The organism is Mycolicibacter nonchromogenicus, from assembly GCF_002101775.1.
Classification (GTDB): domain Bacteria; phylum Actinomycetota; class Actinomycetes; order Mycobacteriales; family Mycobacteriaceae; genus Mycobacterium; species Mycobacterium nonchromogenicum.
On record NZ_LQPI01000028.1, the window covers coordinates 1 to 13,877 of the forward strand.

A 13,877-nucleotide genomic window follows, 5' to 3' on the forward strand; every position below is an offset into this window, starting at 1 on the left:
CCGTTGTGTTGGCCCAGTTCTCCAGAGGCGAGCAGGGCGCGGCCCATGGCGGTCAGGGCGTCGTGGTTGCGTTGCGCAACACTGCGGGTGTCGGAGTCGATGGCCGCTTGCGTGGGGGTGCCGCCGGTGCAGGGGGTCTCGTCGTTGGGGTTGCACATGCCGGGGGCGGCCCAGCGGGCCAGGACGGCGTCGAGGGTGGCGCGGGCTTGGGGGGCCAGGTAGCCCTTGATCGGGCTCATGCCGTCACGATCTTGGGGGCCGAGGACGACGCCGCGGCGTTTGGCGCGGTCTTCGTCGGTGTAGTTGCCGTCGGGGTGCAGGTGATCGGCGAGCCGTTGGGCGAGTTTGGCCAGTTGCTCGGGCCGGTACTGGGAGGCCAGCTCGGTGAGGTGGCGTTCGGCCTGGGTCAAGGTGCCGGCATCGATATCGCTGGGCAGGTAGTGAAAGAAGGAGCGGATCACCGCAACGTGCGCGGCCCCGATCTTCCCGTCCCGCTGGGCCCTAGCCACCGCCGGCAACTCCGGTTCCAGTGCTTCACCGGTCATGGCCTGCCGCGGTCCCAGGGCGGCGGCTTCGCTGATGCGGCGCCCGGCCTCACCCCGGCTGACCCGCAATTCCTCGGCGATCACCCAGCGGGGTTTGCCGCCCAATTCCACCGGGTCGGTGGCGGCGAGCCGGTTGATCATCGGGTGCTCGACGGCGGGTAGGCGCCGGCGTAGCTGCTCGCAGCGCTGCAGCAAGGCCAGGCATTCGCGGGGGGGGGCAGGGCGTCGAAGTCGAGATCCAGCGCCTGATCGAGATAGGCCGCGAGGGCGTCGAAGACTTCGACGATCTCTTCTCGACTATTCGAACGCATGTGCTAATGGTAGCGGCGACCCCCGACAGGTCGCAGAACTTATCCACAACCAAAACCACAGTGACACAAGTGAACACAGTGCCCGAAGTGACCAACGCCGATGTCAGGCAACCGCGGTGCCCGGCTGGGGGGCCGCGGTGACTTCTTTGACGAAATCGCCGATGTAGCGGATGGCGCGACGGCCCTCGGGTAGCACGTCGGCCGCCAGTGGAAAGTCGTGGATCTGGCCCTCCCACAGATGCAGATCGCACCGGACTCCGGCCATGTCGAGTCGTTGCGCCATGGTTTCGGCGTCGGGCAGCAGCAGTTCATCGGTGCTGGCGTGGATGGCAACCGGTGGCAGCGACGACAAGTCGGCGTCTATCGGCGACGCGGCGTCGGCACGGGCCAGATATCGGGTGAAGGCCATCAGTGCCTCGCACGGAAACATCGCACAACGCCGGGTGTTGCGGTGCTGAAGCTTTGCGGTGGGGTCGGCGTCGGTGAATGGTGAAACCGTGGCAATGCCAGCAGGTTTCATCAGGTTCGACTGCGCGGCCGCCAGGGCGGTCATGAAGGCCAGGTATCCGCCCGCGGAATCACCGGCGATCACGATCTGCTCCGGGTCGTAACCCTGATCAAGCAGCCAGCGCAGTCCGCTCAGGCCGTCTTCGACGGCGTCGGCGATCCGGTGCGCGGGCAACATCCGGTAGTCGATATTGAGAACGCTGGCATCGGCCGCGCGGGACAGATGGGTGACCAGCGCGCGGTGGGTATTGAGCCCACAGGTCAGAAAGGCTCCGCCGTGCAGGTACAGGATGGCCCGCTGCGTCGAGACGCCTGGGGCCTGAACCCGTTCGGCGACACAGTAACCCAGGTGGAGACGCTCGATGTGTCCCGCTGGCCGGCGCGGCACCATGCCGGCAAGCCGATCCACCGATCCGAGTGGCCACGCGAAGTCCGGCCGTATTGCCCACGCGCGCACCAGGTTCTTCACGACGAACCGGCTGGCCAGGGACACCGCGACTGATTGGGCGCTGTGGCGCCGGTGGATTCGTCTAGTAAACCCCCTGGTGACCATCTCGATCACCTCCTCCACCTGTGCTATTACCCGCGCGTCGGGCGTTTCAACCCGCGGGCCGCCAACTCCGATGAGTAAGCTGGCGAAATGAGTCTTCCGCCACGGCCGCCGCTGGATGTGACCGGTTTGCGGGACGCGCTGACCGGGCAGAACGGTCCGTGGCGCACCCTGGACGTCGTCGAGGAGACCGGTTCCACCAATGCCGACCTGTTGGCCCGCGCCGCAGCGGGAGAAGACATCGACGGCGCCGTACTGCTGGCCGAACATCAGACCGCCGGGCGCGGTCGGCACGGCCGTCACTGGAGCGCCCCGGCGCGAAGCCAACTCTCGCTTTCCGTGGGTGTCGCCGCGGACACCGTGCCGACCGAGGGTTGGGGTTGGCTGACTTTGGCGACCGGCGTCGCGGTTGCCGATGCCATCGCCGAGCTTTCGGGCCCGCCGGTCGGCCTGAAGTGGCCCAACGACATCCTCGCCGGCGACGGCAAACTGGCCGGCATCCTCGCCGAGGTAGCCGCACCGAAACAGGTGATCGTGGTGGGACTCGGACTCAACGTCTCCATGACGCCCGAAGAGGCCCCGGATCCCGCGGCGGTCTCGCTGGCCATGCTCGGCGCTTCGGTGGTGGACCGAAACGTCTGGGCCGAGAAGGTTCTTCGCCACCTCGCAGCTCGGATCGCGGCCTGGCGGGCGGCGGGCGGAGGCGACGATGCGCTGGCGTCGGACTACCGGCGGCACAGCTGCACGTTGGGGGCGCCGGTACGGGCCGAAATACCCGGCGGCCGACGGGTGGAGGGAGTGGCCGAGGCCATCGATGACACCGGCCGCCTGATCATCAACACCGAAGATGGCCCCGTCACCGTGTCGGCCGGTGACGTCACCCGACTTCGGCCCACCGGCTAGGACTGGCTGTGGGATACCCGGAGAGCGTGCTCGCCGATGACGAGCAGGTGGTGCTGCACCGGCACCCGCACGTCAAACGGTTGATCCTGCCGGTGCTGGCGCTGTTGCTGATCACCGCCGGCGCGGCGTTCGCCGCCGGATTCGTCAACACGCGGGCCTGGGATCCGACCGCCAAGAACGTGGTCTTCGCAGTGATCTGGGCGATCTGGCTGGTGGTATTCGGCTGGCTGACGCTCTGGCCCTTCCTGAGCTGGCTGACCACGCACTTCGTGATCACCGACCGGCGGGTGATGTTTCGGCACGGGCTGTTGACCCGCAGCGGAATCGACATCGCCCTGGCGCGCATCAACAGCGTGGAGTTCGTGCACGGGTTGATTGACCGGATCTTGCGAACCGGGACGCTGATCATCGAGTCGGCGTCGCAGGAACCGCTGGAGTTCTACGACATCCCGCGCGTGGAGCACGTGCACAGCTTGCTGTATCGGGAGGTCTTCGACGGCTCCGACCGGAGATACGTCGGCGGCACCGATCAGGACGTCTTCGACAGGCCGTCCGCCGGCGGTTGATGACGGGCCGGACGCCGGAACAGCGTCACCACGCCGGTGTCCGCCCCGCCCTCCAGGGCGTCTTCGATCGCCTCGGCGAGCGCGCCCGTCTCGATGGTCGCGTCCAGCGCGGCATCGGTGCGGCGGGCGAACTCATCGGGGAAGACCCAGCGGCGGAACGCCCAGAACCGGAATGCCATCTGCAGCAGGTTCCCGATGATGTAGGCCGAGACGAAGTCGGAGAGGTTCTCGATGGTCAACGACACCATGGGCGCCCGCAGCCCGAGCACGTAGCTGGAGAACCACAGCGGGGCCATGGACAACACCACACCGACGCCGCTGACCCCGAAGAACAGCAGTGCCTCGTGGTGGCGTTCCCGCCCGCCCCGGTCTTTGAAGCTCCACTCGCGGTTGAGGATGTAGGAGGCGATCACCGCGACGATCCCGGAGATGACCTTGGCCGTGACCGGCTTGGGCGACAGGATGGTCAGCTTGAGGGTGTAGAACAGCGCGGAGTCGATGAGGAACGTGGTCGCGCCGACGATGGCGAACTTGATCAGCTCATGATGGCGTTCGGCCAGCGGACGGATCACCCGCGGAAGGCGTGCGATCGTGGCGTCGGTAAAAGACACAAGTTGCCAGTGTACGGACTCGGCACCCTCTGCGCCCAATGACTGGATAACGCCTATAAGCGGGGAGTCCCCGCATTTGTGATCGCCGTGCGTCGGCGTGTCACGATATTGCCCGTGCCGAACCCCCCAACCACTACGCCGCCTGCGGGCGGCCGCACCCCCCTGGTCGCCATGGTGGGCGGCGGTCAGCTGGCGCGGATGACCCATCAGGCTGCGATCGCGTTAGGGCAGCGGCTGCGGGTGCTGGCAGCGGCGCCCGACGAGCCGGCCGCCCAGGTCACCCCGGACGTGGTGATCGGCTCGCACACCGACCTCGATGACCTGCGCCGGGCCGCCGCTGGAGCCACCGTTCTCACCTTCGACCACGAGCATGTGCCGGGCGACTTGCTGGATCAGCTGATTGCCGAGGGCGTCAACGTCGCGCCGCCGCCGGCGGCACTGCTGCACGCGCAGGACAAGCTGGTGATGCGCCGCAAGCTGTCGGCGCTGGGGGCGCCGGTGCCACGGTTCGCCGCGATCGAGACGCCCGAGGATCTCGACGACTTCGCCGCTCTGACCGGTGGTCCGATGGTGGTGAAGGCCGCCCGGGGCGGCTACGACGGGCGCGGAGTGTCGATCGTTGACGACGTGGCGCAGGCCCGCGCAGTCGTCACCGACTATCTGGCTGCCGGGGTGCCGGTGCTGGTCGAAGAGCGGGTCGCGATGCGCCGGGAGCTGTCGGCGCTGGTGGCCCGGTCACCGTTTGGGCAGGGTGCGGCATGGCCGGTGGTCGAGACCGTGCAGGAAGACGGAATCTGCGTGACGGTAATCGCGCCGGCCCCCGATCTGACGGCCGACTCGGCGGCATCGGCGCAACGATTGGCGCTGCGGTTGGCCGATGAGCTGGGCGTGGTCGGGGTATTGGCTGTCGAGCTCTTCGAGACCACCGACGGCCAGTTGCTGGTCAACGAACTGGCGATGCGCCCGCACAACTCGGGGCACTGGACCATGGATGGCGCGGCCACCAGCCAGTTCGAACAGCATCTCCGTGCGGTGCTGGACTATCCGCTCGGTGCCACCACACCGGTGGCGCCGGTGACCGTGATGGCCAATGTGCTGGGCGCACCGCAAACGCCGGCAATGACGATGGACGAGCGGCTGCACCACCTGTTCGCGCGCTATCCCGATGCCCGAGTCCACCTCTACGGCAAGGACGAACGGCCGGGCCGCAAGATCGGCCACATCAACCTCTTGGCCAAGGACGCAACGGACTCGGCGAACCTGCGCGAGCGGGCCGAAAGAGCGGCACACTGGTTGTCGCACGGGGAATGGAGCGATGGATGGGATCCGCATGAGTGAGCACAGGCCCGGTCCCCGGGTCGGCGTCATCATGGGCAGCGACAGCGACTGGTCGGTGATGGAAGAAGCAGCGCTCGCGCTGGCCGAGTTCGAGATCCCGTTCGAGGTCGGGGTGGTCTCGGCGCACCGCACCCCGCAGCGGATGTTCGACTACGCCCGCGACGCCGCCGGCCGCGGCATCGAGGTGATCATCGCCGGAGCGGGCGGCGCCGCCCATCTGCCCGGGATGGTGGCTTCGGCCACACCGCTGCCGGTGATCGGGGTGCCCGTGCCACTGGCCCGGCTGGACGGCATGGACTCTTTGCTGTCGATCGTCCAAATGCCCGCCGGAGTGCCTGTGGCCACGGTTTCTATCGGTGGAGCACGCAACGCGGGTTTGCTGGCGGTGCGCATCTTGGGCTCATCCGACGCCGCGTTGCGGGCCCGCATGGCGGCATTTCAAGACCAGTTGGCCCAGAGCGTGCTTGCTAAGGACGCGGCGCTTCAAGGTAAAGTTACCGGCGAGTAGCTTAGGAGGCTGAGATGGCTGGGTGGGCCGGGGATCCCTCATTCGATCTGTTCAAGTTGCCCGAGGAACACGATGAGTTGCGGGCGGCGATTCGGGCGCTGGCGGAGAAGGAGATCGCTCCGCATGCCAAGGACGTCGACGAGCAGGCCCGGTTCCCCGAGGAGGCCCTCGCGGCGCTGAACGCCTCCGGTTTCAATGCGGTACACGTGCCCGAGGAGTACGGCGGGCAGGGCGCGGACTCGGTGGCGGCCTGCATTGTGATCGAGGAGGTCGCCCGCGTCTGTGCCTCGTCCTCACTGATTCCGGCGGTGAACAAGCTGGGCACCATGGGCCTGATCTTGTCGGGCTCGGAAGAGCTGAAGCAGAAGGTGCTGCCCGGTCTGGCCTCCGGCGAGGTGATGGCCTCCTACGCGCTGTCCGAGCGCGAGGCCGGCAGTGACGCCGCGGCGATGCGAACGCGCGCCAAGGCCGACGGTGATGACTGGGTTCTCAACGGTTCGAAGTGCTGGATCACCAACGGCGGCAAGTCCAGTTGGTACACGGTGATGGCGGTGACGGATCCGGATCTGGGCGCCAACGGGATCTCGGCGTTCATGGTGCACATCGACGATGAGGGTTTCACGATCGGGCCCAAGGAGCACAAGCTCGGCATCAAGGGCTCACCGACCACCGAGTTGTACTTCGAGAACTGCCGTATCCCGGGCGATCGGATCATCGGCGAGCCCGGTACCGGATTCAAGACCGCGCTGCGGACCCTGGACCACACCCGTCCCACGATCGGTGCTCAGGCGGTCGGCATCGCCCAGGGTGCGCTGGATGCGGCGATCGCCTACACCAAGGATCGCAAGCAGTTCGGCAAGAACATCAGCACCTTCCAGGGTGTGCAGTTCATGATCGCCGACATGGCGATGAAGCTGGAGGCTGCCCGGCTGATGGTGTACTCGGCGGCCGCGCGTGCCGAGCGCGGCGAGACCGAGCTGGGCTTCATCTCCGCGGCGTCGAAGTGTTTCGCATCGGATGTGGCGATGGAGGTCACCACTGATGCGGTGCAGTTGTTCGGTGGGGCGGGTTACACCACGGACTTCCCGGTGGAGCGGATGATGCGCGACGCCAAGATCACCCAGATCTATGAGGGCACCAACCAGATCCAGCGCGTCGTCATGAGCCGGCACCTCCTGCGCTGACCCGAGTCGATGGCGAACCGGATCGAGATCGTCCGCGCGGCGCGGCAGGCGTTCGTCGACACGGTCGACGGACTCACCGACGTCCAGTTCGACCACGGCACCACACTGTGCACGCAGTGGGCGCCCCGGGACGTGCTGGCACACCTGATCGGTACCTCCGACATCGGCAGATACCTGCGTGCTCCCTGGCGTCTGCACAAGATCAACGCCGAAGCAGTCGCGGCGGGCCGCAGTCGCGACCGGTCCGAATTGATCGCCGCCGCCCGGCGTTGGGCGCAGGTACCCGATCGCGCGGTGGCCGGGTTGCTGCTGGGCGACCTGGCGATGCACCACCAGGATGTGCTGCGCGGGCTGGGACTCAGCCGGGAGATCCCGCCGGTCGAAGAGGCGGCGATTCTGGCCGAGGGCGTGAGCCTGACCGTGCAGAAGCTGCAGCCGACGCTGCTGCGGTATCGCGTCGAGCCCACCAATGGGATCGGCCGGCCCCGTGGCCGCGGCACCGTCGTCCGTGGCACAGCCGAAGCGCTGGGCCTATGGCTCGGCGGCCGCAATATAGCCGATGTCGAGATCGGCTGAAGCCGTTCGTGCGCATCGGTGAACGCACGAATGCGACAGCCCTAAGATTGACAGTCGGCGCTGTCCGTCCCACCTAGGAGAGGCTTGATGCCAGGACTTCTTCCCGAGGTCGACCCCGACGGATTGCTGGAGTACTCCGTCGTCTACACCGACCGGGCGCTCAACCACATGTCCGCACGCTTCCAGGACGTCATGAACGACGTTTCGTCGATGCTGCGCGAGGTGTACCACGCTGAGGCGGCCGTCGTGGTCCCCGGCAACGGAACATGCGGTATGGAGGCGGTCGCGCGCCAGTTCGCCAACGACGCCGACGTGCTGGTGGTGCGCAACGGTTTCTTCAGCTACCGCTGGAGTCAGATCCTTGAGGCCGGCCGAATCACCGACCGCGTCACCGTGCTCAAGGCCCGTCCGATCGGCGACGGCGACCAGGCGCCCTTCGCGCCCCCGCCCATCGACGAAGTCGAAGAGGCGATCGCACGAATCCGGCCGGCGGTGGTCTGCGTTCCGCACGTCGAGACCGCCAGTGGAATCCTGCTGCCCGACGACTATCTGGCGCGCATCGGTACGGCAACGGCCGCGGTGGGCGGTCTGTTCGTCCTGGACTGCATCGCCGCCGGCGCGGTCTGGGCGGACATGACGGCCCTCGGGGTGGACGTAGTGGTGACCGCGCCGCAGAAGGGCTGGAGTGCCGAGCCGGGCTGTGCCATGGTCTGCCTGTCCAACCGCGCCTTGGAGGCCCTGGAGCGAACCCAGAGCACCAGTTTCGCGCTGGACCTGAAGAAGTGGCGCGAGATCATGGTGGCCTACGAGAAGGGCGGCTACGCCTACCACGCGACCATGCCCACCGGCGTGATCAGGGGCCTGCGCGACGCCATGGCCGAGACCCGCGACCACGGATTCGAGGCTGTGCGCGAGCAACAGTTCGCGCTGGGGCGCAAGGTACGTGCGCTGCTGGCCGAACGCGGCTTCCCCAGTGTGGCCGCGCCGGGATTCGAAGCGCCCGGGGTGGTGGTCAGCTACACCACCGATCCCGACATCCGCACCGGCAGAAAGTTTCTGGACCAGGGGCTTCAGATCGCCGCGGGCGTTCCGCTGCAGTGCGATGAGCCGTCGACGTTCAGCACCTTCCGAATCGGGCTGTTCGGGCTGGACAAATTGACCGACATCGAGGGGACGGTGGCGCGACTGAGCTCCGCGATCGACCAGATCGCCTTGGCCTGATCCGATGTCCGAAGGCAACGCCGACACGTCGAGTCTCTACCTCGCCGCTGCAGAGGGCGGTTCCGGAAAGTCCGTGCTTGCGCTCGGACTGCTGCACCTACTGGCCGCTTCATCGGCCCGGGTCGGGGTCTTCCGGCCGGTCGTGCGATCCCTGGACGAGCCCGATGGGCAACTCGAACTGCTGCTGGCCCATGCGACCGCCACCATCGACGACCACAGTTCCTGCCGCGGCGTGACCTACCAGCAGGTCTTCGCCGACCGGGAAGCGGCACTGGGCGAGATCGTCGCGCGATTCCACAATGTCGCCCGGCAGTGTGACACCGTACTGATAGTCGGCAGCGACTACACCGACGTCGTCAACCCGAGCGAGCTGAGCTTCAACGCCCGGATCGCGGTGAACCTGGGGGCGCCCCTGGTGCTGGCCATCAACGGCCACAACCGTGACGCGCAGGACGTCGCTGAGATCACGCAGCGGTGCGTAGCCGAAGTGGCTGCGGCACAAGCCCATCCGGCAGCGGTGATCGCCAACCGCTGCGATCCGGACCGGTTGAGCGAGGTCACCGAGGCGATCTCGTCCCGGTTGACCGACACCGACGTTCCGACGTTCGCGCTTCCCGAGGTGCCATTGCTGTCGGCGCCGACCATGGCCGAACTGTGCACCGCGCTCGAAGGCACCGTCTACAGTGGCGACCCGGAACTGCTGCGCCGTGAAGCGCTCAGTGTCATGGTCGGCGGCATGACCGCTGAGAACATTCTCGATCGGCTGTCCGAGGGCCAGGTGGTGATCGTGCCGGCCGACCGCTCCGACGTGCTGCTGGCGTTGGTGAATGCCCATGAGGCACAGGGTTTCCCGTCTCTGGCGGGGATCATCCTCAACGGGGGTCTGCTGCCGCACCCCGCCATCGACAAATTGGTCAAGGGACTGCGGCCCACGCTGCCGTTGATCGCCAACCGCCATCGCACCTACGACACCGCCGAAATGGTGTCCAACACCGGCTCAAGGATCACTGTCGACTCAATGCGCAAGATCGACACCGCGCTCGCCCTGGTCGCAGAACACATCGACGGCGCTGAGCTGGCCGAGCGGATCCGGGTGCCGACGTCGACCGTGACCACCCCGCAGATGTTCGAGTATCGGCTGCTGGAACGGGCCCGAGTCGCCCGTCGCCACATCGTGCTGCCGGAGGCCACCGATGACCGGATCCTGCTGGCGGCCGGGCGGCTCCTGTCGCGCGGGATCGTCGATCTGACTCTGCTCGGCGTCGAGGACGCGGTGCGCCGGCGTGGTGCCGAACTGGGTGTTGATCTGGATGCCGCGCGGGTGATCGACCCCGAGAGCAGCGATCTGCGGGACACCTTCGGCGCCGAGTACGCCCGCCTGCGCGCGCATAAGGGCGTCACCGAGGACCGTGGCCGCGAGATCATGCGCGACATCTCCTACTTCGGCACCATGATGGTGCACCTGGGGATCGCCGACGGAATGGTGTCGGGAGCCGTGCACACGACGGCCCATACGATCAGACCGGCGTTCGAGATCATCCGAACCGCGCCCGGGGTGTCCACCGTGTCCAGTGTGTTCCTGATGTGTCTGGCCGACCGGGTGCTGGCTTACGGGGACTGTGCGGTGGTGCCCGACCCGACCGTCGAACAACTCGCCGACATCGCCATCTCTTCGGCGGCCACGGCGGCCTCGTTCGGCATCGAGCCCAGAGTTGCGCTGCTGTCCTACTCGACCGGCGAATCCGGTTCGGGCGCCGGCGTGGACAAGGTGCGGGCCGCAACGCAATTGGTGCACGAGCGTCGCCCCGATCTGCTGGTCGACGGTCCGATCCAGTACGACGCCGCGGTCGACGAGGGGGTGGCTGCGGCCAAGCGGCCGGACTCGCCGGTGGCCGGTCGGGCCACCGTGCTGGTGTTTCCGGACCTCAACACCGGTAACAACACCTATAAGGCGGTGCAACGCAGCGCCGGTGCACTCGCGATCGGTCCGGTACTGCAGGGGTTGGCCAAACCGGTCAACGACCTTTCCCGCGGAGCCCTGGTCGACGACATCGTCTACACCGTGGCCATCACCGCGATCCAGGCGCAGGGGGTGGCGCAGTGACTGCGGCCGGTCTGGTGCTGGTGCTCAACTCCGGCTCGTCGTCGATCAAGTTCCAGTTGGTCGACCCGGTGGCCGGGACCGCCGTCCTGTCCGGGCTGGTGGAGCAGATCGGCGAGGCGGACGGCCCGGTGGCCGACCACGCCGCCGGACTGAAGCTGATCCACCAGCGGCTCGTCGACTCCGGTATCGACCTGGCCGCCGTCCGCGCCGTGGGGCACCGGGTGGTGCACGGGGGCAAGCTGTTCCACCGCCCCACCCTGATCACCGATGAGGTGGTCACCGAGGTGGAGCGGCTGGACGAGCTCGCACCGCTGCACAATCCCGCCAACGTGATCGGGATCGAGGTGGCGCGCAACGATTTCCCCGATGTCCCGCACGTTGCCGTGTTCGACACCGGATTTTTCCATTCGTTGCCGGCAGCCGCCGCCAGCTATGCCATCGACCACGACGTCGCGATGCGATACGACATCCGCCGCTACGGATTTCACGGCACCTCGCACGAGTACGTCTCCGGTGAGGTCGCCATCCTGCTCGACCGCGACCCCGCCGAGCTGAATGTCATCGTGCTGCACCTCGGCAATGGTGCCTCGGCGTCGGCGATACGGGGCGGTGTGGCCGTCGAGACCTCGATGGGGCTGACCCCCTTGGAGGGTCTGGTGATGGGAACTCGCAGCGGCGACATCGACGCCGGAGTGTTGTTCCACCTCAACCGCGCTGCCGGGATGGGGGTCGATGAGCTCGACGAGCTGATGAACCGCCGTTCCGGGCTCAAAGGGCTCAGCGGGGTCAATGACTTCCGGGAACTCTTGGAGCGGCGCGAGGCCGGTGGAGCATTGGGCGAGGCGGCCGCGCTGGCCTACGACGTCTACTGTCACCGACTGCGCAAATACGTCGGCGCCTACTTGGCGGTGCTGGGCCGAGTCGACGCCATAGCCTTCACGGCCGGGGTGGGGGAGAACGCGCCCAGCGTGCGGGAGGATGCACTGGCCGGACTGGACGGACTGGGCATCGCCGTGGACCCCGAACGCAACCGCACAGGTAAGGGCGCCCGGATCATCTCGGCCGAGGGATCGCGCACCACCGTCATGGTGGTTCCCACCAATGAGGAGCTGGCGATCGCGCGGGCCGCCTGGCAATTCGTGTGACCTTCGCTCGCGACGTCGATCCGGTGAGCCCGCTGTGGCGGGCCGCGCAGGTTTTTCGGCTGCTCAGTTGCCTCTACGCGCTGGGATTTCAGTTCGCGATCAACGACGACCTGCGCCGGCCGGGGCTGGCCTGGGCGCTGTTCGCGGTGCTGATCGGCTTCAGCGGCCTGTGCGCGGTCGGTTATCTGCGCGGCTTCGCCCGCCGCCCGGCGTGGGTGATCGCCGAGGTCGTCGTGGTGGTGGCCCTGATGCTCTCCACCGAGGTGGTCGCCTCAAGACAGTGGGAACTCGACAACCAGACCTGGCCCACCACGCTGTGGGCCAGCAACGCCACCATTTCAGCTGCCCTGCAGTTCGGTTCGACCGGCGGCATGGCGACCGCGGCGGTGGTGAGCGCTGCCAGTGCTGTGGTGAAAGGCTACGTGAGCCTGAACTTCGGCCGTAACGCCACCATCATCGTCGAGCTCGCCCTGGGCTTGGCGGTCGGCATGGCTGCGCAGACGGCGCGACGGGCCCACGACGACCTGCAGCGGGCGACACGGCTGGCAGCCGCCACCGAGGAACGCGAACGGCTGTCGCGGCACGTCCACGACGGTGTCGTCCAGGTGTTGGCGTTGGTCACCCGAAGAGGGCGTGAAATCGGTGGCGCCGCGGCTGAATTGGCCGAACTGGCCGGCGAGCAGGAACGTGCGCTGCGCCGGTTGCTGAGTTCTCCGGACGTCACCGCAAACACCGAAGTCACCGGCGTCGACTTACGGGCCCTGCTGAGCCGTCGCGCGGACGATCGGGTGTCACTGAGCCTGCCCGGCACTCCGGTGCTGCTGGATCAGTGCACGGCCGACGAACTCGACGCCGCCGTCGGCAACGCATTGGACAATGTCCGGGCACACGCCGGTGAACACGCCCGGGCCTACGTGCTCTGCGAAGACCTGGGGGAGACGGTGACCGTCAGCGTGCGCGATGACGGTGTGGGCATCGTCGCCGGACGGCTGGAGGAGGCGGCCGGCCAGGGCCATGTCGGGGTGTCGAAGTCGATAGTCGGCCGGCTGGCGGCGTTGGGTGGCAGCGCCGTCTTGCACACCGAGGTCGGGGAGGGAACCGAATGGGAACTGACCATCCGACGGTGATGGTGGTCGACGACCATCCGATCTGGCGCGACGCAGTCGCCCGCGACCTGGCGGATGCCGGCTTCGCTGTGGTCGCCACCGCCGATGGGGTGGACGCGGCGCGCCGCCGGGCCACAGCCGTGAAACCCGACGTGGTGTTGATGGACATGCGCCTCGCAGACGGTGACGGAGTGGCCGCCACCACCGCGGTTCTCCAGGTCTGCCCGACCGCTCGGGTGCTGGTGTTGTCGGCCTCCGACGAACGCGAAGACGTGCTGCAGGCGGTCAAAGCCGGCGCGACCGGGTACCTGGTGAAAAGCGCCTCCCGTGAGGAGCTGACGGATGCGGTGCGCGCCACCGCCGGAGGTCGCGCAGTGTTCACGCCGGGGCTGGCTGGGCTGGTGCTGGGCGAATACCGGCGTCTGGAGCGCAGTCCGGATGCCGGGCCGGCCACCCCGGCACTGACCGAGCGGGAGACCGAGGTGCTGCGGTACGTGGCCAAGGGCCTGTCCGCCAAGCAGATTGCCGAGCGACTCTGCCTGAGTCATCGCACCGTGGAAAACCATGTCCAGGCGACGTTCCGCAAGCTGCAGGTCGCCAACCGGGTGGAGCTGACCCGGTATGCCATCGAACACGGATTGGACAGCTGACCGGCGAATTCGAGTAGTCCTACTCATCCGATTTTCGCCCGGAATGCGGCAT

13 protein-coding genes and 1 pseudogene are annotated in these 13,877 nt (G+C 67.5%); 11 read left to right on the forward strand and 3 right to left on the reverse strand.

Features of this window, described 5'->3' with window-relative positions; genetic code table 11:
* Both AWC18_RS04170 and AWC18_RS04175 read right to left on the reverse strand, forming a co-directional pair.
* Nucleotides 1-856: pseudogene (locus tag AWC18_RS04170) on the reverse strand (DUF222 domain-containing protein); the annotation flags it as partial.
* Nucleotides 857-959: 103 nt separating this feature from the next.
* On the reverse strand, nt 960-1,916 hold the full coding sequence (locus AWC18_RS04175; protein WP_085137951.1) for an alpha/beta hydrolase: 957 nt from the start codon (nt 1,914-1,916) through the stop codon (nt 960-962).
* A gap of 87 nt (nt 1,917-2,003) precedes the next feature.
* On the opposite strand from AWC18_RS04175, the gene AWC18_RS04180 reads away from it, so the two are divergent.
* Both AWC18_RS04180 and AWC18_RS04185 read left to right on the forward strand, forming a co-directional pair.
* Nucleotides 2,004-2,816 carry a biotin--[acetyl-CoA-carboxylase] ligase gene (locus AWC18_RS04180; protein ID WP_064999309.1) on the forward strand — a complete coding sequence of 271 codons (813 nt, stop codon included), beginning with the start codon at nt 2,004-2,006 and terminating at the stop codon, nt 2,814-2,816.
* Between the two features lie 8 nt (nt 2,817-2,824).
* Nucleotides 2,825-3,382: a PH domain-containing protein gene (locus AWC18_RS04185; protein WP_064999234.1), complete on the forward strand. Its 558-nt coding sequence runs from the start codon at nt 2,825-2,827 to the stop codon at nt 3,380-3,382.
* On the opposite strand, the gene AWC18_RS04190 is transcribed toward AWC18_RS04185, so the two are convergent.
* Entirely contained in the window at nt 3,346-3,993 is a 648-nt protein-coding gene (locus AWC18_RS04190) for a GtrA family protein (protein ID WP_064999235.1), read from the reverse strand. The two genes, AWC18_RS04185 and AWC18_RS04190, sit on opposite strands and share 37 nt — an antisense overlap.
* A gap of 171 nt (nt 3,994-4,164) precedes the next feature.
* Between AWC18_RS04190 and AWC18_RS04195 the strand changes: the two genes are divergently transcribed.
* The 9 genes from AWC18_RS04195 to AWC18_RS04235 all read left to right on the forward strand — a co-directional run bounded on the left by AWC18_RS04195 (nt 4,165) and on the right by AWC18_RS04235 (nt 13,825).
* Entirely contained in the window at nt 4,165-5,331 is a 1,167-nt protein-coding gene (locus AWC18_RS04195) for a 5-(carboxyamino)imidazole ribonucleotide synthase (protein WP_064999236.1), read from the forward strand.
* A complete protein-coding gene (gene purE / locus AWC18_RS04200; protein WP_064999237.1) occupies nt 5,324-5,839 on the forward strand; it encodes a 5-(carboxyamino)imidazole ribonucleotide mutase in 516 nt (171 codons plus the stop codon). The genes AWC18_RS04195 and purE overlap by 8 nt, the downstream gene beginning before the upstream one ends.
* Nucleotides 5,840-5,853: 14 nt before the next feature.
* Nucleotides 5,854-7,023, forward strand: a complete 1,170-nt coding sequence (locus AWC18_RS04205) for an acyl-CoA dehydrogenase (protein WP_064999238.1) — start codon at nt 5,854-5,856, stop codon at nt 7,021-7,023.
* Nucleotides 7,024-7,032: 9 nt separating this feature from the next.
* The gene (locus AWC18_RS04210; protein ID WP_064999239.1) at nt 7,033-7,599 is read left to right on the forward strand and encodes a maleylpyruvate isomerase N-terminal domain-containing protein; all 567 of its coding nucleotides are present in this window, start codon (nt 7,033-7,035) and stop codon (nt 7,597-7,599) included.
* Between the two features lie 87 nt (nt 7,600-7,686).
* A complete protein-coding gene (locus AWC18_RS04215) occupies nt 7,687-8,820 on the forward strand; it encodes a pyridoxal-phosphate-dependent aminotransferase family protein (RefSeq protein ID WP_085137952.1) in 1,134 nt (377 codons plus the stop codon).
* A 4-nt stretch (nt 8,821-8,824) separates the two neighbouring features.
* Nucleotides 8,825-10,924: a phosphate acetyltransferase gene (gene pta / locus AWC18_RS04220; RefSeq protein ID WP_064999240.1), complete on the forward strand. Its 2,100-nt coding sequence runs from the start codon at nt 8,825-8,827 to the stop codon at nt 10,922-10,924.
* Entirely contained in the window at nt 10,921-12,069 is a 1,149-nt protein-coding gene (locus AWC18_RS04225; protein ID WP_064999241.1) for an acetate kinase, read from the forward strand. Before pta ends, AWC18_RS04225 begins: the two co-directional genes overlap by 4 nt.
* On the forward strand, nt 12,066-13,196 hold the full coding sequence (macS, locus tag AWC18_RS04230) for a MacS family sensor histidine kinase (RefSeq protein ID WP_234784547.1): 1,131 nt from the start codon (nt 12,066-12,068) through the stop codon (nt 13,194-13,196). Before AWC18_RS04225 ends, macS begins: the two co-directional genes overlap by 4 nt.
* Complete coding sequence (locus AWC18_RS04235) at nt 13,172-13,825, forward strand: response regulator (RefSeq protein ID WP_085137840.1); 654 nt, start codon at nt 13,172-13,174, stop codon at nt 13,823-13,825. Before macS ends, AWC18_RS04235 begins: the two co-directional genes overlap by 25 nt.
* The last annotated feature ends 52 nt before the right edge of the window (nt 13,826-13,877 follow it).